Raw genomic sequence first — 18258 nt, forward strand, 5'->3', positions numbered from 1 at the left:
GGGGGGCGGTGAAGCAACGCTTCAACGTTTGAGTTGTACTGAGAACTGGGGCTCAGGTGCGAACAGCTGCTGCAGTCATTTACACGTTAGACAGTGGCAACAGCGCCTCGAGTCGCTTTGCCTCAACGTACATTAGGTCCAGCGATCCTTCGACAAGGCTGATGACGTCATCCAATCTTGAGAGCAGCTTTGTTGGATCAATGCGATTTCGGACTACCAATGCGTATCGCTGTTCTTCGAACGTATGGACAGATACAACGGCGTCCATCACGGTGAGATCTGAGTGCGCGTGTAGGTGATCTCGTTCTGCGAGCACTTTGTCATGTAGATCCAGATGCTCGGGGGGAACAAAAGCGCTGTCTAGTTGAAGCCGCCAGGTGTTCGGCCCATGCGATTGTCTGTATGGCTTCGCGTAGAGAATGAGCGCGAAGCGGAATGCTGCGCCAACCAGCGGGTTGTGCCGGTCGTCTCTTAGCTTGCAAAGCAAGCTCCAGGATTCGTTCAGCCACTCCAAGCAGCAAGAGAAATGGATGTAGCGTTCCTCAACGTTATTCATGGTCGTTCTAGCTTGGAACTTGGGGCAAGTTCTGGTTCGGAAGCGTAGCGCGGGAATGCCTCATATGGAGTGTGCCAGCAGGGATGGCGGTAAGTGCCGCAGCCCAGGCCGGCAGGCACTCGGCCCCAGCTGCGGCGGCCTTCGCGCATGCGCTCAGGCTGCCCTCGGTGCTCACCTCACCGGGACTCGCGCGCAACTCGCCCTCGCACCCCTGCGGGCCGTTGTCCGCCGGTGGCGGCCAACTGTGCTCGGTGCTCAAACAGGGCGTGCTCGACGCATCGCTTGTCGCGATGCGCAACCCGGCTCGGCTGCGCGCCTCGGCGCCGCAAATGGGGCCTCGCACCCGCCGGCCTGGGCTGCTCGGGCAGTGCACTGCGCAGATATCGTGATGTGCGCCCTGCGCTTTGCAGGCAAGACCTTCCGCCGAACTCGCTACCTCTCCCAGTACTCGCCCAGGCTCTGCTCCTGTGTGGTCAGGCGTTCGCAGGCGCGATCCAGGGCCTCGTAGTCGGCGGCGAAGCGGGTGCGGAAGGCGGCATGTGCGGCGGCGCTGCGCCAGCGGTCGATGGTGAGGTAGCGATTCGGATCGGCCTGGTCCTGCAGCAGCAGGGTGCCGACAAAGCCGTCGGCGCGTTGGAACAGGGCCTCCCAGGCGCCGCCCGGCCCGTAGGCGCGCAGGAACTCGGCGCGGTGCTCCGGCGCGATCAGAAACGCCCATACATAGACGTAGCGGGCGTTCGGTTCGTCTTCTTCACTCGACATGGTGACCCTCGTCCCGATGCAATGGCGGCAAGCTAGGGCCGGTAGAAGTACGGGATCGCGCAGAGCACGATGCCCAGCGCCACCAGGCCCAGCAGATTGCTGACGAAGTAGGGGAATACCGCCAGCGCGATGCCGCACAGCAGCGGCACCGGCTTGCCCTGCTTCTTGCCATACATGAAGAAGCCGGCGCCGATGGAGCCGAACAGCAGGCCCCAGAAGATGCTTGCGGTGTCCATGCGGCATTTTCACCTGTCGATGGCGTGCCGCGTCGTTCGTCGTGCGGATGTGACGACAATGCCGGCGCGAGCCGCCAACAGGAGAAGGCAATGAAATTCATGGTGATGGTCAAGGCCGACCACAACAGCGAGGCCGGCGTGATGCCCAGCCAGGAGTTGCTGGCCGCGATGGGCCAGTTCAACGAGGAGTTGGTGAAGGCCGGCGTGATGCTGGCCGGCGAGGGCCTGCACCCCAGCAGCAAGGGCGCGCGCGTGCGCTTCTCGGGCACGGGGCGCAGCGTCATCGACGGGCCGTTTGCCGAGACCAAGGAGCTGGTGGCCGGCTTCTGGATCTGGCGATGCGCCTCGCTGCAGGAGGCGATCGAATGGGTCAAGCGCTGCCCCAATCCGATGCTGGGCGATTCGGAGATCGAGATCCGCCAGGTCTTCGAGGCCGACGACTTCGGCGAGGCCTTCACGCCCGAGCTGCGCGAGCAGGAGGAGCGCCTGCGCGCGCAGGTAGCGGGGCAGGGCTGAGGCCGGCGGCGGCGCTTCAGGGCTGCCGCCGCACCTCGACGATGGCCTTGAGCGTCAGCGGCAGGCCCTTGCGCAGCGAGGCCACGCCGATCACCGAGCGCGCATGCATGCCCGCGGGGCCGAACACCTGGGCCAGCAGGTCCGAGGCGCCGTCCAGTACCTGGGCATGGTCCTCGAACTCGGGCGTGGTGTTGAGCGAACCCTGCAGGTCCACCACCCGCGCCACGCGGTCCAGCGAACCCAGCTCGGCGCGTATCGCCGCGAGCAGCTCGATGCAGGCCGAGCGCGCCAGGGCATAGCCCTGGGCGGTGTCGTACTCGCGGCCCAGCCGGCCCTTGGGCACCTGGCCGTCCAGCGCCTGCGGCGCCTTGCCCGAGAGAAACAGCAGGTCGCCGGTCTGCACCGCGGCGGCGTAGTTGCCGGCCGGCGCGCTGCCCGCGCCCAGCGCAATGCCAAGCTCGAGGATGCGTTGATCTGCACTCATGGGGGCTTCCTTCCTGGGTTCATGGGTGGCGAACCATCCTGCCTTGGTTCAGAAACTCGAGCCCGGCTGCTGCAGGAACTCGAGCTCCTCGGCGCTCGATGTCCGCCCGAGGATGGCATTGCGATGCGGGTAGCGACCGAAGCGGTCGATGATGGCCTTGTGGCGCAGCTCGAACTGGAGGTTGTCGGGCAGGGCATGGGCGCGGTAGAGCTGCTCGGCGCGTTCATGCACCAGGCGCGACTCGCTGTGCATGAAGGGCAGCAGCAGGAAGCCGCGCTCCACGGCCTCGAGCCCGGCCAGCTCGCCGCGGGCCACCGCTTCCTGCGCCAGCACCAGGGCCATGCCGTCCTGGGCAAAGGCCTGGGGGCTGCCGCGGTAGGCATTGCGTGAGAACTGGTCCAGCACCACGATCTCCGCCAGCCGGCCCTTGGGCTGGCCGCGCCAGGCCTCGCACTCGCCCTGGGCCGCGCGCCGCAAGACATCGCCGAAGCGCTGGCGTATCAGCGCGTCAAACAGCGGGTCCACCGCCCACCAGGCCTTGGGGGCGGTCTCTTCGAACCAGAAGTGCAGGATGTCTTGGGCTGTCATGAGCCCGCAGCATAGTGGCTTTGGCCGGCGTCTGCCGCCGGTGGCCCTGCACCATGAAAAAGGCGCCCGAAGGCGCCTTGCTGGAGGGTGATGACACGCTGCCTCAACCGCCTTGCTTGAGGATCCAGCCGACCGAATCCTTCAGCTCGGCGTCGCCGATCTTGTCGGGCGGGTTGGGCGGCATCGGGATGGGCCCGTACACACCCTTGCCGCCGGCGCGCACCTTGGCCATCAGCGTGGCCGTGACGTCCTGGCCCTTGTACTTGTTGGCCACCTCCTTGAACGAGGGCCCCACCAGCTTCTTGTCCTTGGCATGGCAGGCCATGCACCCGGCCTTGGTGAGGGCGGCCTCGTCGGCCTGGGCGGCGGGGGCGATCAAGAGGCCGAAACCGGCCAGCAAAGTCATTGCAATACGCATAAGTCCAATCTCCGTTCGTATTCCAGAAGCCAAGGGGCGCAGCCCCAGGCCCGTCCAGCGGACGCCGTGGAACCGGCTTCGCCGGGCCACTGGCGGCGCCCCCTTGAGGGGGAGGCGCGTCAGCGCCTCGGGGGTGGTCAATAGACGTCGTGCTGCGTGTTGTAGACGTTGAACTTGCCGGTCGGCGTGATCAGGCGCGGGTCCTTGATGACGGTCTTGAGCTTGAGCGTCTTGTCGTCCACCACCACGATGGCGCTTTCCTTGTTCTTGGCCGACCAGACCGAGAACCAGACCTCGTCGCCCGCCTTGTTGTACTCGGGCTGCACCACGCGCTTGGCGCCGTCGTCCTTCAGGCCGGCCCATTCGGCGATCGGCAGCACCTTGAAGCCCTTGTCCAGCGCGTTGATGTCGAACACCGCCACCGATTGCGAGATCGCGGCATCCGGGTTCAGCGGCGTGTCGGAGTACAGGTGCTTGGACTTCGGGTGCGTCTTGATGAACAGCGCGCCGCCGCCCTGGCCCTTGAGCTGCGCCACTTCCTTGAAGGCGTACTGCTTGTGCTTGACCGGGTCGGTGGCCACCAGCGAGATGGCCTCGTCACCCAGGTGGCCGGTACTCCAGACCGGGCCGAACTTCGGGTGCACGAAGTTGGCGCCGCGGCCCGGGTGCGGGATCTTGCTCACCTCGACCAGCTGCACCAGCTTGTCTTCCTTGGCGTCCACCACGGCGATCTTGTTGCTCTGGTTGGCCGCCACCATGAAGTAGCGCTTGGTGCTGTCCCAGCCGCCGTCATGCAGGAAGCGGGCGGTGCCGATCTCGGTGGTCTTGAGCGCGTTCAGGTCGGTGTAGTCGACCATCAGCGTCTTGCCGGTCTCCTTCACGTTGACGATGAACTCGGGGCGGAAGTGGCTGGCGACGATGGAGGCGACGCGCGGCTCGGGGTGGTATTCCTGCTTGTCGACGGTGTTGCCGCGGGTCGAGACGATCTTCAGCGGCTCCAGCGTGTCGCCCTTCATGATCACGTACTGCGGCGGCCAGTAGGAGCCGGCGATCACCAGCTTGTCTTCATAACCCTTGTACTTGCTGGCTTCCACCGAGCGGGCTTCCAGGCCGACGCGGATCTCGGCCACGTTGTCGGGCTTCTCCATCCACAGGTCGATCATGTTGATCTTGGCATCGCGGCCGATCACGAACAGGTAGCGGCCGGAGGCCGAGGTGCGCGAGATGTGCACCGCATAGCCGGTCTTGACGATGTTGATGATCTGCTTGGTGTCGCCGTCGATCAGGGCCACCTCGCCGGTGTCGCGCAGCGTGGTCGAGAAGATGTTCTCGATGTTGTACTTGTTCATCTTCTTGGTGGGGCGCTTCTCGGGCGGCACGATCACCTTCCAGGTGCCCTTCATGTCGGCCATGCCGAACTCGGGCGGCGTGGGCGCCTCATGCTGGATGTAGCGCGCCATCAGGTCCACCTGCTGCTCGGTCATCTCGCCCGAGGTCTGCCAGTTGGGCATGCCGGCCGGCGAGCCGTAGGCGATGAAGACCTTCAGGTAGTCGGTGCCCTTGCCCAGCGTGATGTCGGGGGTCAGCGGCTTGCCGGTGGCGCCCTTGCGCAGCACGCCGTGGCAGCCGGCGCAGCGCTCGAAATAGATCTTGCGCGCAACGTCGAACTCGGCCATCGTCATCTGCGGGGCCTTTGGGTTGGTGCTTTGCACCATAGGCACGTCGGTCAGGGCCGAGGGTGCGGCGTGGTACTTCACATCGCCGGGGCTCACGTCCTTCTTCTCCTGTGCCTGGGCCGACAGGGGCAGTACGGCAAATGCCGCTGCGAGCATCAGCAGCTTGGCGGTGGGCAGCTTCTTCATGGTGACTCCTATGGGTTTGGGATCCAGCTTGTGACGGCATCGTCCTGCGCGCTGACCCCAGCGTCCTTGAACTGGTTCAAGTCCCGGCCCGCTTGTTGCGCGTTTGCACGGGGAAACCCGAACTGGGTCAAGGTGCGTCTTGATATTTGTCGGCATGCTGGCGCTCATCATGTTCAACAAGAGCCCTATGAGACCCCTGCGCTACAGCCTGCCGACCCTCGCCGCCCTGGCCTGTCTGGGCACGGCCCGTGCCGAGCCCGAGCAGTTGCCGACCGTGCTGGTCTCGGCCACGCGCCACGCGATGAGCCTGGTGGACGCGCCCGCCGCGGTGAGCGTCATCAGCGCCGAGCAGATCGAGGCGCGCGGGGCCGACAACCTGCTGGAGGCGCTGCGCGGTGAGACCGGCATCAGCGTGTTCGGCCGCACCATCAGTGGCCGCAAGACGCTGAGCCTGCGCGGCATGGATGCGCGCCACACCCTGATCCTGGTGAACGGCAAGCGCGTCGGCGCCAGCGATGGCGTGATCGGGCATTCCGACTTCCAGCTCGACTGGGTGGCCGCCGACGACATCGAGCGCGTGGAAGTGGTGCGCGGCCCCTTGTCGGTGCTCTACGGCGCCGAGGCGCTGGGCGGCGTGGTCAACATCATCACGCGCCAGCCCGGCGAGCAATGGCAGGGCAGCGCGCGCCTGGAGGGTAGCCGGGCCGATGGCGGGCGTGGCGGCGATGGCCATCGCGCCTCGGCGCGCCTGGCCGGCCCGCTGGTCGCCGGCCCGGATGGCGTGCGGGCGGCGCTGAGCCTGGCCGACACGCGCCGCGAGGCGGTGGCCTCCGGCCCGGACCCGCGCATCTCCGACATCGAGGGCCGCCACAAGCAGGACGCCGGCCTCACCCTGCAGTGGCAGCCGCAGCCCCAGCACCAACTCGAGCTGGAGGGGCGCGTCGGGCGCGAGCAGCGCGACGCGCTGGCGGTGGAGCGCAGCGGCAAGAAGCGCGTCTACGCGAGCGACACCCTGCTGGAGCGCCAGCACCTGATGCTGGGCTGGGAGGCGGACTGGGATGCCGCGCGCCATTGGCACAGCGTGGCGCGCGCCTACGCCAGCCGCATCGCGATGAGCAACGAGCGCAGCAACGGCGTGGCGGCGCTGCGGCCCAACACCCTGAACGACCAGGTGCTGGAGGCGCAGCTGAACGGGCGCGTGAACGAGGCGCACTGGCTCACCACCGGCCTGGAATGGCGCGAAGAAGCGCTGCGCAACGAGGGCCTGCCCGGTGGCGAGGCCCAGGCCCGCCATGCCTCGCTGTTCCTGCAGGACGAGTGGCGGCTGCAGCCGGCCCTGACCCTCACCGCCGGCCTGCGCCGCGACGAGCACCAGCGCTTCGGCGGGGTCTGGAGCCCGCGCCTCTACGGCGTCTGGCACCTTGCCAGGCGCTGGACGCTCAAGGGCGGTTACAGCGAGGGCTTCAAGCCGCCCACGCTCAAGCAGATCACGCCCGGCTACCAGGAAGACGAGGGCCCCTACACCTACCAGAGCAATCCGACCCTGCGGCCCGAGAAGAACCGCGCGCTGGAGCTCGGCCTAGGCTATGACGAGCGCGATGCCGGTGCCCAGCTGATGCTGTTCGACAACCGGGTGCGCGACCTGATCGTGCCGCTGCTGATCAGCAGCAGCGGCCCGCGCAGCCTGTTTCGCTTCGACAACATCGAGCGTGCGCGGCTGCGCGGCGCCGAGGCCTCGCTGCGCTGGCGCCTCGCCGGCGGCTTCGCCCTGGCCGCCAACTACCAGTACCTGGAGGCCACCGACGCGGCCGGCCAGCGCCTCGAGAAGCGCCCGCGCCATACCCTGGGGGCAGGTCTTGACTGGGCCGAGGGCCCCTGGCGTGCCGGCCTGCGCCTGGAGCGCAGCAGCGGCCAGCTGCTGGCCGCGGCGCAGCCGGGCCAGCCTCTGCAGCCGGTGCCGGCGCTCAATATGCTGGGTGCCCATGTGGGTCGCAGCCTGGGCGCGCAGCTGGCGCTGGACCTGGGCGTCAGCAACCTCGGCAATACCCAGCTGAGCGAACGCTCGCCGCTGTTCACCTGGGCCGAGGCGCCGCGCACCTGGCGCCTGGCGCTGCGCGGGCAGTGGTAGTCGTGGTGTTCGCGGCGGCGGCAGATCGGCGATGATGCCGGCCCATGAGCTTTTTGCTGCAAGCCCTCCAGGCTAACTACCCCCTCATCAAGAACCTGCACATCGGCCTGGTGAGCTGTAGCGGCACGCTGTTCGCGCTGCGCGGCCTGGGTGTGCTGGCGGGGGCGGCCTGGCCCATGCAGGCCTGGGCGCGCCGGCTGAGCGTCTGGATCGATGTGCTGCTGCTCAGCGCCGGCGTCAGCCTCTGGACCCTGCTGGGGCTGAACCCGGCGCGCGAGCATTGGCTGGGCGTCAAGCTCATGCTGCTGCTGGTCTACATCGTGCTGGGCAGCATCGCCCTCAAGCGGGGCCGCACGCGCGGCCAGCGCGCGCTGGGCTATCTGGCCGCGCTGGCGGTGTTCGGCTTCATGGTGACGGTGGCGCGCGCCCACCATCCGCTGGGTTGGCTGGCCGGCTGAGCGCGGCCACCACGTCCGATTGGGTGATCATTCCCACCAGCTTCTTGCCGGGCCCGACGATGGGGATGTGGTGGTGGCCGGTGCTGCCGAACATCGGGATCAGCTCGGCCAGGTGACGGTCCACCTGGGCCACGCGCACCGAGCGCGTCATGATGTGGCCCACCAGCTCCTGCTTGCCGGTGCCCGAGCGCAGGGCCCAGTCGCGCAGCGCGCGCAAGCGGGTGTCGAAGCTGGCCTCGGGGCTGACCTCGGCGGCGCGCATGAAGTCCGCCGGCGTGACGATGCCCAGGATCTCGCCGTTCGCATCCACCACCGGCAGGGCCTTGATCTTGTGGGCGCGGAACAGCTGCCAGGCCTGTTGCAGCGGCGTGCTGTGCGTCACCGTGATGAGCTGGCGCGACATGATGTCGCCGCAGCGCAGGTCGGCCAGGCGGCGCTGGTAGCCCTGCAGCTGGGTGTCTTCGATGAGGGCGCGCAGCTCGTCGCGGCCGATGTCCAGCACCTGGTTGTAGCGCGCCAGCACCTCGTCCAGGTCGTGCTCGGCAGCCGGCGCGGCCGGGGCCGGGCGGTGCGGGTAGGGGCGGCGGGTGGCGTGGTTGTAGGCGATGCCGGCCAGCACCAGCAGCAGCGAGTTCAGCAGCACCGGGTGCAGCGCGAACATGGGGTCGCGCACGCCGCTCAGCGCCACCAGCAGGGCCGAGGCGCCGCCGGGCGGATGGAGGCTGCGGGTGGCGATCATCAGCGCGATCGCGCCGCCCACCGCCGCCGCCGCGGCCCATTCGGGCGCCGCCACCCAGTGCACACAGGCCACGCCCACCAGGGCCGAGAGGCTGTTGCCGGCCACCACCGCCCAGGGCTGGGCCAGCGGGCTGTTGGGCACGGCAAACACCAGCACCGCGCTGGCCCCCATCGGTGCCACCAGCCAGGGCAGGGGCCCGCTGCCGGCGAGGGCATGGCAGAGCCAGGCGGTGAGCAGGATGCCGAGGGTGGCGCCGGCCACCACGCGCAGGCGCTCGCGCCAGTCGATCGCCAGGGGCTGGGGCCGCAGGGCCTGCAGCCATTGCAGCGCCGGGTGGCGTTGGGGGTCGGACGAGGTGGGCAAGAGCTGAGACGAAAAAAAGCGGGCCGCAAGGGCCCGCATGGTAGCCCGTCGCGGCCTCGCGGCCGCGGCGGGTGTGTTCATCGGCTCAGTTGCCGCAGCCGGTCTGGGCCAGGCGGTCGTAGGCCGCCTTGGCCTGCACCAGGCCGAAGCCGAACTCGGCATCCTTGCCGGGCTTGCCCAGTTCCATCGCGCTGGCGTTCAGCACCTGGCGGATCTGCTTGGCGCTGCAGGTCGGGAAATGGCTCCACACCAGGGCGGCGACGCCGGAGACATGAGGCGTGGCCATCGAGGTGCCATTGAAGTAGGCGTACTCGGCCGGATCCGGCACCACGCTGACGGTGGCGGCCTGGCCGGTCAGACCCATCAGCACGGCGCCGGTGGTGTCGGTGGTGCCGATCGAGGGGATGGTGGTGGGCGCACCGCCCAGCGTGCCGAACAGCATGCCGGGGCGGTTGTTGTAGACCACCGCCGCCACGCCGCCGCTGAGCTGGCAACGCGTCACCTTCTCGGCAAAGCTGACCAGGCCGCGCTTGATCAGGCAGACCTTGCCCGCAGCGCCGGCGTCGTTGGCCGTGCCGAGACCGAAGTCATAGAGCGCCGCGGTGGCGCTGAGCCGGGGCGAGCCGGTCATGGCCGCCGCCGCGTAGCCCGTGCCGGCCACCGAGAGCTGGCCCAGCGATTCCAGATTGGGCGGGATGGTCGACAGCACGGCCACGCCCGGTGCGGCGATCTCGACGTCGTTGTTGACCTGCGAGAAGGCGGCGTGCGCCTTGTTGGCATCCAGCGCGGCCACCGACATCACTTCCTCGTAACCGGCCGGGTAGGAGGTGCTGGTATCGCCGTCATTGCCGGCGGCGGCGATCGTCAGCACGCCCTCGTTGAGCAGGGCGCGGAACACGCGGCGCTCGGCCTGGCTCGGGTCGCCACCACCCAGCGACATGCTGATGATGTTGGCGCCGGCGTCGGCACAGCGTGCCACGGCTTCCATCACCGTCGAAGAGGAGGCCGAGCCGGTGGCGTCGAACACCTTGGCGATGTGCAGCTTGAGCAGGGCGCTGCGGTTCACGCCCCACACGCCCAGGCCGTTGTTGCCCTCCGCCGCGATGGTGCCGGCCACATGGGTGCCGTGCGCGTTCTCGTCGCTGTCCCAGGTGCCTGAGCCGCTCAGGTTGTCGCCGCTGACATTGCCGTTGGTGAAGTTTCTCGCCAGGTCGGGGTGGTTGCGGTCAATGCCCGAATCCACGATGCAGAGCTTGCGGTTGCCGGTGAGGCCGTCGCTGACCCACATCGACTGCGTCATCTTGATGCCATAGGGCAGGACCTCGGTGCCGCTGGTCACTTCGTCGAGCACTGCCGACTGCGGCTGGACCATGCCTTCCATGGTGCGGGACGGCACGCCCAGCAGGCGGCGTTCCACATCGGGTTCGACGAAATCGACACTGGCGCTGGCCTGCAGGGCGGCCACGCCGGCCGCCGGCAGGCGCACCGCGAAGGCGCTGGCGCGACCGAGTTCACGCACGATCTTGCCGCCGGCGTTCAGCACCTCGGCGCGCACGGCGGCGGCCTTGCCGGCCTTGTAGGCCACGATCATGGCGTCGGGGGCGGGGGCGGCGGCCAGCGCCGCTGAGGTCGACAGGGCCAGTACCAGCAAGGTTGTTGCGCTCTGGATGGTCGACAGCTTGTTGAGCATGCTCATGATGGATCACTTCCTTGTTGGAAAGTTGAGGCCTCGACTGTCGCTGTGGGGCCAGCCGAGGTCCATCAGGGCAATCCGCACCCCCTGCTCAGGGTGGGGGGCTGCGCTTCAGCAGGGCCGCCATCAGCGCGTCCTTCTCGCTCCACTGCTTCTTGATCCACATGGAAATGCCGGCGCGCAGGCGCTTGTCTTCCATCGGGTTGCCCCCCACCAGTTCGGGGGGGATGGGGCGCTGCTGCACCCGCACCTGCACCTGGCCGCAGCGGCCGCACAGCAGATCCCAGAACTTGGGCGTGCCCTCGGGGTAGACCAGGGTCACGTCCAGCAGGGCCTCGAACTGCTCGCCCATGGTGGCCAGGGCCATGCCCAGCGCGCCGACCTTGGGCTTGAGCAGGTGCTGGTAGGGGCTTTTCTGCTCGGCATGCTTGGCGGCCGTGAAGCGCGTGCCCTCGACGAAGTTGATCACCGTGGTCGGGATGGTCTTGAACTTCTCGCAGGCCTTGCGGGTGGTGGCCAGGTCGGCCGCCTGCGAGCCGGCGCTGCGGCCGCGCTTCATGAAGGGGAAGTCCAGCGCCCACCAGGCCAGGCCGATCACCGGCACCCAGATCAGCTCGCGCTTGAGGAAGAACTTCAGAAAGGGGATGCGGCCATGGAAGACGCGCTGCAGCACCAGGATGTCGACCCAGGTCTGGTGGTTGGGCGAGACCAGGTACCAGCCGCGCTGGTGCAGGCCTTCCACGCCCTGCACGTCCCAGACCTGCGGGTTGAGCGCCCGTATCCAGGCGTTGTTGACGGCCACCCAGCCCGAGGCGATGCCGTTCAGCGCCAGGTCGCAGGGCTTGCGCACGAAGGGAAAGGGCAGCACCAGCTTGAGCAGGGCCGGCAGGATCATCAGCGTGACGCCGGTGACGGTGTTGATGGCCAGCAGGATGGCGGCCAAAGTGCCCAGCAAGGGGGCAGGCAGGAAACGTCGCATGGGCCGAACTGTAGCTTGAGCTTGGCCCGGCCCTGCTCAGCCCAGCGCGGTCTGCAGGGCGCGCGCCTCGTGCGCCAGCTGTTCGAACAGCGCGTCGGCCTGGGTCTTGTCGAAATCGGCGTGGTAATGCTTGCGCACGCCCATCTCGTGCAGGCGGATATGGCGGGTCGGTGCCAGCCCCTGCTGGGCCAGGCAGGCCTTGCAGCAGGCCAGCACGCAGCCGTCCAGGGCCAGCATGGGCCGGCCGGACTCGGCGGCCTCGCGCGCCTTGCGCACCAGATTGGGCACGCCGCCGCCCACGCCGGCGATGCAGGACATCTCGGCCAGGCCGGCGCGATCCAGGCGGACCGCCAGGTGATTGGCCAGCTGGGCGGCGTCGGAGCAGCCTGAGCAGCTGTAGACCAGGGGGAGGGCTGGGGCATCGGACATGGCCGCCATGCTGCCCATGGCGTGCAGGATTTGGCTTGAGGCAGATCAAAAGTCGCATTTTGAATATTGCTTTAGGCGCCGCGCTTGGCGACAATAGCTATATTGCAAATGCAACTTTAAGGACGACCATGACCGTTGCCGCCACCCCCGCCGCCGAAGTGATCGATGTGCGCCTGATCGCACCGCAAGAGCGCCATGCGCGCATCTTCGAGACCTTCCAGGCCCTGCCCGTGGGCAGCTGGTTCTATCTGCTGAGCGACCACGAGCCGCTGCCCCTGCGCCAGCAGTTCGAGGCCCAGTGGCCCGGGCAGTTCGACTGGGAGGCCTTGGAAACCGGCCCCGCACAATGGCGCCTGCGCATCAGCCGCAAGCCGGCCGGCAAGAGCTGCTGCGGCTGCTGCGGCGGCTGATCGATCATGAGCACCGTCTCCTTCATGCGCATTGAAGAGCCCCCGCAGCCCGCCGCGCAGCGCCTGGCGTTGTGGGACCTGGGCTTCCGGCCCTTCTACCTGCTGGCGGCGCTGCTGGCGGCACTCTCGGTGCCGCTGTGGGCGCTGCAGTTCTCGGGTCTGCTGACGCAGCCGGTGCTGCGCGGCTCGGCCTGGCATGCGCATGAGATGGTGTTCGGCTACGCGCTGGCGGTGGTGATCGGCTTCCTCTTCACCGCCGGGCGCAACTGGTCCGGCCAGCCCACGCCCACCGGCAAGCCCTTGATGGCGCTGGCGGCGCTGTGGCTGCTGGCGCGGCTGCTGGTGCTGAGCCCCTGGTTGTGGGCCTCGCTGCTGATGAACTTGGCCGTGCCCTGGGCGGCCGCCTGGGGGCTCTGGCGCGCGCTGCATGCCGCCGGCAACAAGCGCAATTACTTCTTCGTCGGCCTGCTCGTCGCCATGGGTCTGGCCAGCGCGGCCGTGCACCTGGGCCAGGCCGGCGTGTTACGGTTGCCCGGGCTGAACATCGGCCTGGACCTGCTGCTCTTCATGATCGCGGTGATGGCCGGCCGCGTTGTGCCGATGTTCTCCAACAACGGCGTGCCGGGCATGCGCGCCACGCGTCAGCCCCAAGTGGAGAAGGCGGCGCTGGGTTCGGTGCTGCTGCTGCTGGCGCTGGATCTGCTGGCCGTCGAGGGCGCGGTGCTGGCCGCCGCGCTGCTGGCCGCCGCGCTGGCGCAGGGCCTGCGCCTGGCGCTGTGGCAGCCCTGGAAGAGCTGGCGCAATCCGCTCGTCTGGGTGCTGCACCTGGCCTATGCCTGGCTGCCCGTGCATCTGCTGCTGCGCGCTGGCGCCACGCTGGGCTGGATCGCGCCGGGCCCGGCCACCCATGCCCTGACCCTGGGCGTGATCGGCCTCATCACCCTGGGCATGATCACGCGCACCGCGCTGGGTCACACTGGCCGGCCGCTGAAGGCCGGGCCCGTCGAGATCAGCGCCTATCTGAGCATGCTGCTGGCGGCGCTGCTGCGCGTGCTGTTCCCGCTGCTGGCGCCCGCCAGCCTGATGCTGGGCGTGCAGCTCTCGGCGGCGCTGTGGAGCCTGAGCTTTGTGCTTTACCTGCTTCGTTACACCCCGCTGCTGATGCGTCCGCGCCCCGACGGCCAAGCCGGTTGAGAATGCTGCCATGCGACTCACCACCATGACCGACTACGCGCTGCGCCTGCTGATCTATCTGGGCCAGCACCAGGACCGCCTCTGCACCACCGCCGAGATTGCCGCGGCCTACCAGATCTCGGAGGCCCATCTCACCAAGATCACCCACCAGCTGGGCCAGCAGGGCTTCATCGCCACGGTGCGCGGCAAGGGCGGTGGCATGAAGCTGGCGATGAATCCGGCCGAGCTGAGCCTGGGCGATCTGGTGCGGGCGGTGGAGTCCGACTTCCAGCTGGTCGAATGTCTGGGCAGCGGCAACAGCTGCTCGCTCACCGGCGCCTGCCGGCTCACCGGCATCTTCAACGACGCGCTGGCCGCCTTCCTGGCCGAGCTCGACGGTCACAACCTCGCCGACCTCCTGCAACCCGCCACCGCCAAGCGCCTGGCCAAGATCAGCCTGCCTCAGGCCCGCGATGCCCGCGCCTGAAGAAACCGTCTCCTCCGTGTCCACGCCTCCCAAAGTCATTCCCATCACGCCGGTCGCCACCTCGATGTATGTGGCCGAGGCCAAGGTCTATCCGCGCGCGGTCAGCGGCCGTTTCGCCAACTGGCGCTGGATCATGGTGGCGCTGACCCAGGCCTTCTTCTACGGCATGCCCTGGCTGCAATGGCAGGGCCGCCAGGCGCTGCTGTTCGATCTGGACGCCGGGCGCTTCTATGTGCTGGGCCTGGTGCTCTATCCGCAGGACTTCATCTACCTGGCCGCCTTGCTGGTGATCGCGGCGCTGGGCCTGTTCTTCTTCACCGCCCTGGCCGGGCGGCTGTGGTGCGGCTATGCCTGCCCGCAGACCGTCTACACCGAGATGTTCATGTGGCTGGAGCGCCATACCGAGGGCGATCGCCAGGCCCGCATGCGCCTGGACCGCGCGCCCTGGGGGGCCGAGAAGCTGGCGCGCAAGTCCGCCAAGCACGCCAGCTGGGTGGCGCTGGCCCTCGTCACCGGCTTCAGCTTCGTCGGCTACTTCACGCCCATCCGCGCGCTCGGCAGCAGCCTGCTGCAGCTGGGGCTCTCGCCCTGGGAATGGTTCTGGGTGCTGTTCTACGCCGGTGCCACCTATGGCAATGCCGGCTGGCTGCGCGAGCAGATGTGCAAGTACATCTGCCCCTATGCGCGCTTCCAGAGCGCCCTGATCGACGCCGATTCGCTCATCATCACCTACGACGAGAAGCGCGGCGAGCCGCGCGGCTCGCGCGCCCGCAAGGTCGCGGCGCTGGACCTGGGGCAGGGGGATTGTGTCGATTGCACCCTGTGCGTGCAGGTCTGCCCCACCGGCATCGACATCCGCAAGGGCCTGCAGAACGAATGCATAGGCTGCGCCGCCTGCATCGACGTCTGCGACCAGGTGATGGACAAGCTGGGCGCGCCGCGCGGCCTGATCCGCTACGCCACCGAGAACGGCGTCAAGCAGCAATGGACGCCGCGCCAGATGCTGGCGCGTGCGCTGCGGCCGCGCGTGCTGATCTATGGCTCGGTGCTGCTGGCCCTGTGCATCGGCTTTGCCACCAGCCTGTGGCGCCGGCCCGACTTCCAGGTCGATGTGCTGAAGGATCGCAACACGCTGGCGCGCCAGGTCGAGAACGGCGCGATCGAGAACGTCTACCGCCTGCAGCTGATGAACCGCACCGAGCGGCCGCTGACCCTGCACATCGAGGTCGACGGGCTGGACGGCCTGTACCGCGTGGGCCCGGCCGAGGTGGTGCTGCCGCCCGCCGCCATCCATGCCCAGGTGCTGCAGCTGCGCCTGCCGGCCGAGCAGGCCGCGCGCCTGGGCAGCGGCTCGCGCCCCATCCACTTCAGGCTTGAGGGCCAGGGCGGCCGGGGCTCGCGGGTGGACAGCAGTGCCAGCTTCTACCTGCCGCGCTGAGCGATGAACCCGAACCAGGCCCCGCACCGCGCCTGGTTCCTCGCCGGCGCCCTGGCCTGGGCCTGCCTGGGCCTTTGGTGGTGCGCGCGGGTCTGGCAGGGGCAGGGCGCGCCCCAGCATGGTCTGCTCTTCACGCTGGGCTTTCTGCCCTTCTTCATCGCCGGCTTTGCGCTCACCGCCCTGCCCAAATGGTTGGGCGTGGCGGCGCTGCCGGCCTCGGCCTGGCTGGGGCCGCTCGGGCTGCTGATGCTGGGCTGGTGCCTGCATGCCGCGCTGGGCTCGCCCGGCCTGGGCCTGGGCCTGGGCCTGGTGGCCGCCGGCTGGAGCTGGCTGCTGCTGCGCCTGGCGCCGCTGTTGCGCGTCAGCGCCAAGCCGGATCGCCGCCATGCCCAGGGCGTGCTGCTGGGCATGGCCGTGCTGGGCCTGGCGCTGTGGTGTGCGGCGCTGGGCTGGCCGGCCCTGGCCACCCGGCTCGGGCTGTGGGGCGGCCTGGGCAGCGTGTTTGCCTGCGCCTTGCAGCGCCTCACGCCCTTTCTGCATGCCGAGGGCCGGCGCGCCGATGGTCTGTTGCTGGCGTTGCTGCTGGGCCTGTGGCTGCGCGGCCTGGCACCGGCGCTCGGGCTGCCGGCTTGGCCGCCCGCCGTGGCCTATCTGGCCCTGGCCGCACTGCTGGCGCGTGCCGCCTTCAATCCCGCCCTGGCCGCGGCCCGGCGCACGCCCTTTGTGGGCCAGCTGCACCATGGCCTGCTGTGGCTGATGGCGAGCTTCGCGCTCGCCGCCCTGCAGTTCGAGCTGGCCGCACTGCATGCGCTGACGCTGGGCTTTATGTGCACCACCATGCTGGCGATGGTGAGCCGCGTCACCGCGGTGCAGCAGGGCATCAGCGTGGTGGTGGATCTGCCGCTGCGCCTCATGCACGGCCTGCTGCAGGGCTTAAGCGCGCTGCGTGTGGCCACGGCCTGCTGGCCGCAGGCGCCGCGCTGGTGGCTGCCGGCCGCGGCCGCCGGCTTCGCCCTGCTGGCCGCGGCCTGGCTGCTGCGCTATGGTCCATGGCTGCTGCGGCCATCACAGCGAAGAGAAAGAACAAGCACATGACAGAAGCAGAACTCGCCGGCTTGCGCGCCGCCATCATGCAGGCACTGCACAAGGTGGCCGACCCCGAGATCGGCGAAAACATCGTCGATCTGGGCCTGGTCGAGACCCTCGAGCTGCGCCAGGACTTCGCCTCCCTGGTGCTGCTGCCCACCAGCGCCACCTGCCCGATGGCCGACCAGATCATGAACGACGCCGGCTGCGCCATCGAGGCGCAATGCCCGCCGGGCTGGGTGATCGAGGTGGACATGGACTGGGACAAGGTCTGGACGCCCGAGCGCATGGCGCCCGGCCTGCGCGCCCGCTTCGGCTGGGGCGGCGGCTGATGGCGCGTGCCAAACCGCTTGCGGTCGGGCGGGGGCTGATCGCCGCCTGTGCCGGCCTGGCCGTGGCCAATCTGCTCGCCGCCTTGCTGGGCGGCCTGTTGCGCCTGGGTGCCCTGCAGTCCGGCGGCGCCGCGGCCGGCCAGGCCCTGGCCCTGCATGGCGCGCTGATGATGGCGGGCTTCTTTGCCAGCCTGGTCACGCTGGAGCGCGTGGTGGCGCTGCGGCGCGGCCGCTGGATTCCGCTGCTGTCGGGCGGGGCCGGCCTGCTGGCCCTGGCCGGCCAGGCGGACGCGGCCGCGCTGCTGTGGCTGCTGACGGCGGCCGGCCTGCTGGAACTCTATCTGTGGGCCGGCCGACACCGCGCCTGGTCGCTGCCGCTGGCGGTGGAGGCGAGCGCCGCGCTGGCCCTGCTGGCTGGCGCGGCCGCGCATGCCGCGGGGCAGGCCGAACTGGCGCGCTGGGGCTGGAGCCTGTTCCTGGTGCTGACGATTGCCGGCGAGCGCCGCGAGCTGATGCGCCTGCTGCCGCTGCCCCATTGGGGCCAACGCGCCTTCCTGGCCGGCTGGGCCGGCTTCGCCCTGGCGGCCGCGCTGCTGCTCTGGCGCCCGGAACTGGGCCGCCCGCTGGGCTTTGGGCTGCTGGGCCTGCTGGCGCTTTGGCTTTTGCGCTTCGACCTGGCGCGCCTGCAATGGCGCGCCCCGGGCTGGGCCGGCCACACCGCCATCTGCCTGCTGGTGGGCTATGGCTGGCTGCTGCTGGCCGCGGTGTCAGGTCTTGCCGGTCAGGGTCTGCCGGGCGGCATCGCCTGGCATCTGCTGTGGCTGGGCTTTGTGTTCGCGATGGTGTTCGGCCACGCCCCCATCATGCTGCCGGCGCTGGCCGGCCTGCGGCCCCGGCACAGCCGCTGGGCGCTGCTGCCGCTGGCCCTGCTGGGGCTGAGCCTGCTGCTGCGCAGCGCGGCCAGCTTGTGGGGCTGGCCCCTTGGCCTGGCGCTGGCAGGGGCCGGCCACGGGCTGGCGCTGCTGTGGTTCGGGCTGACAATGGCCTGGTTGGTGGTCGGGCGTGGGGTGACGTAAGTATCAAGGGTGGCAAGGCGGCAGGCCTGTTCCTGGCTGGCTCAG

The 18258-nt window shown here is 69.1% G+C and carries 21 protein-coding genes; 10 read left to right on the plus strand and 11 right to left on the minus strand.

Going from position 1 to position 18258, the window contains the following annotated elements; genetic code table 11:
- Positions 1-79 precede the first annotated feature (79 nt).
- The 3 genes from AC3WQY_RS12845 to AC3WQY_RS12855 form a co-directional block, all read right to left on the minus strand.
- Positions 80-556, minus strand: coding sequence for a hypothetical protein (locus AC3WQY_RS12845; RefSeq protein ID WP_492708867.1), 477 nt, complete (start codon positions 554-556; stop codon positions 80-82).
- A gap of 432 nt (positions 557-988) precedes the next feature.
- Complete coding sequence (locus tag AC3WQY_RS12850) at positions 989-1318, minus strand: antibiotic biosynthesis monooxygenase family protein (RefSeq protein ID WP_492708869.1); 330 nt, start codon at positions 1316-1318, stop codon at positions 989-991.
- A 32-nt stretch (positions 1319-1350) separates the two neighbouring features.
- The gene (locus tag AC3WQY_RS12855) at positions 1351-1554 is read right to left on the minus strand and encodes a hypothetical protein (RefSeq protein WP_492708871.1); all 204 of its coding nucleotides are present in this window, start codon (positions 1552-1554) and stop codon (positions 1351-1353) included.
- A gap of 90 nt (positions 1555-1644) precedes the next feature.
- Between AC3WQY_RS12855 and AC3WQY_RS12860 the strand changes: the two genes are divergently transcribed.
- A complete protein-coding gene (locus tag AC3WQY_RS12860; protein WP_285231707.1) occupies positions 1645-2070 on the plus strand; it encodes a YciI family protein in 426 nt (141 codons plus the stop codon).
- A 16-nt stretch (positions 2071-2086) separates the two neighbouring features.
- On the opposite strand, the gene AC3WQY_RS12865 is transcribed toward AC3WQY_RS12860, so the two are convergent.
- The 4 genes from AC3WQY_RS12865 to AC3WQY_RS12880 form a co-directional block, all read right to left on the minus strand.
- On the minus strand, positions 2087-2554 hold the full coding sequence (locus tag AC3WQY_RS12865; protein ID WP_492708873.1) for a RidA family protein: 468 nt from the start codon (positions 2552-2554) through the stop codon (positions 2087-2089).
- A 48-nt stretch (positions 2555-2602) separates the two neighbouring features.
- Positions 2603-3142: a DUF924 family protein gene (locus tag AC3WQY_RS12870; RefSeq protein WP_492708875.1), complete on the minus strand. Its 540-nt coding sequence runs from the start codon at positions 3140-3142 to the stop codon at positions 2603-2605.
- A 103-nt stretch (positions 3143-3245) separates the two neighbouring features.
- Entirely contained in the window at positions 3246-3548 is a 303-nt protein-coding gene (locus AC3WQY_RS12875; protein WP_492708877.1) for a c-type cytochrome, read from the minus strand.
- A gap of 149 nt (positions 3549-3697) precedes the next feature.
- Positions 3698-5422, minus strand: coding sequence for a cytochrome D1 domain-containing protein (locus AC3WQY_RS12880; protein ID WP_492708879.1), 1725 nt, complete (start codon positions 5420-5422; stop codon positions 3698-3700).
- Positions 5423-5609: 187 nt separating this feature from the next.
- On the opposite strand from AC3WQY_RS12880, the gene AC3WQY_RS12885 reads away from it, so the two are divergent.
- Complete coding sequence (locus AC3WQY_RS12885; protein ID WP_492708881.1) at positions 5610-7550, plus strand: TonB-dependent receptor plug domain-containing protein; 1941 nt, start codon at positions 5610-5612, stop codon at positions 7548-7550.
- Positions 7551-7594: 44 nt separating this feature from the next.
- Positions 7595-8008: a SirB2 family protein gene (locus tag AC3WQY_RS12890; protein ID WP_492708883.1), complete on the plus strand. Its 414-nt coding sequence runs from the start codon at positions 7595-7597 to the stop codon at positions 8006-8008.
- On the opposite strand, the gene AC3WQY_RS12895 is transcribed toward AC3WQY_RS12890, so the two are convergent.
- From AC3WQY_RS12895 to AC3WQY_RS12910, 4 genes are all read right to left on the minus strand, one after another.
- Positions 7956-9110 (minus strand): HPP family protein, encoded by a 1155-nt coding sequence (locus AC3WQY_RS12895; protein ID WP_492708885.1) that lies wholly within the window; start codon positions 9108-9110, stop codon positions 7956-7958. The two genes, AC3WQY_RS12890 and AC3WQY_RS12895, sit on opposite strands and share 53 nt — an antisense overlap.
- Positions 9111-9195: 85 nt before the next feature.
- Positions 9196-10806: a S8 family serine peptidase gene (locus AC3WQY_RS12900; RefSeq protein ID WP_285231716.1), complete on the minus strand. Its 1611-nt coding sequence runs from the start codon at positions 10804-10806 to the stop codon at positions 9196-9198.
- 88 nt (positions 10807-10894) lie between these two features.
- A complete protein-coding gene (yihG, locus tag AC3WQY_RS12905; RefSeq protein WP_492708887.1) occupies positions 10895-11782 on the minus strand; it encodes a 1-acylglycerol-3-phosphate O-acyltransferase, YihG family in 888 nt (295 codons plus the stop codon).
- A gap of 36 nt (positions 11783-11818) precedes the next feature.
- A complete protein-coding gene (locus tag AC3WQY_RS12910) occupies positions 11819-12220 on the minus strand; it encodes a putative zinc-binding protein (RefSeq protein ID WP_285235621.1) in 402 nt (133 codons plus the stop codon).
- Between the two features lie 119 nt (positions 12221-12339).
- On the opposite strand from AC3WQY_RS12910, the gene AC3WQY_RS12915 reads away from it, so the two are divergent.
- From AC3WQY_RS12915 to AC3WQY_RS12945, 7 genes are read left to right on the plus strand one after another with little or no spacing between them, the layout of a single operon-like run.
- On the plus strand, positions 12340-12621 hold the full coding sequence (locus AC3WQY_RS12915; RefSeq protein ID WP_492708889.1) for a DUF2249 domain-containing protein: 282 nt from the start codon (positions 12340-12342) through the stop codon (positions 12619-12621).
- Between the two features lie 6 nt (positions 12622-12627).
- On the plus strand, positions 12628-13815 hold the full coding sequence (locus AC3WQY_RS12920; protein ID WP_492708891.1) for an NnrS family protein: 1188 nt from the start codon (positions 12628-12630) through the stop codon (positions 13813-13815).
- Positions 13816-13825: 10 nt separating this feature from the next.
- Positions 13826-14281: an RrF2 family transcriptional regulator gene (locus AC3WQY_RS12925; protein WP_285231720.1), complete on the plus strand. Its 456-nt coding sequence runs from the start codon at positions 13826-13828 to the stop codon at positions 14279-14281.
- Entirely contained in the window at positions 14268-15719 is a 1452-nt protein-coding gene (ccoG, locus tag AC3WQY_RS12930) for a cytochrome c oxidase accessory protein CcoG (protein WP_492708894.1), read from the plus strand. Before AC3WQY_RS12925 ends, ccoG begins: the two co-directional genes overlap by 14 nt.
- A gap of 3 nt (positions 15720-15722) precedes the next feature.
- Complete coding sequence (locus AC3WQY_RS12935; protein WP_492708896.1) at positions 15723-16814, plus strand: NnrS family protein; 1092 nt, start codon at positions 15723-15725, stop codon at positions 16812-16814.
- Complete coding sequence (locus AC3WQY_RS12940) at positions 16811-17137, plus strand: metal-sulfur cluster assembly factor (RefSeq protein WP_492708898.1); 327 nt, start codon at positions 16811-16813, stop codon at positions 17135-17137. Before AC3WQY_RS12935 ends, AC3WQY_RS12940 begins: the two co-directional genes overlap by 4 nt.
- Positions 17137-18213: a DUF8744 domain-containing protein gene (locus tag AC3WQY_RS12945; RefSeq protein WP_492708900.1), complete on the plus strand. Its 1077-nt coding sequence runs from the start codon at positions 17137-17139 to the stop codon at positions 18211-18213. The genes AC3WQY_RS12940 and AC3WQY_RS12945 overlap by 1 nt, the downstream gene beginning before the upstream one ends.
- Positions 18214-18258 lie beyond the last annotated feature (45 nt).

This window comes from Roseateles sp. FW301-B2, assembly GCF_058788955.1.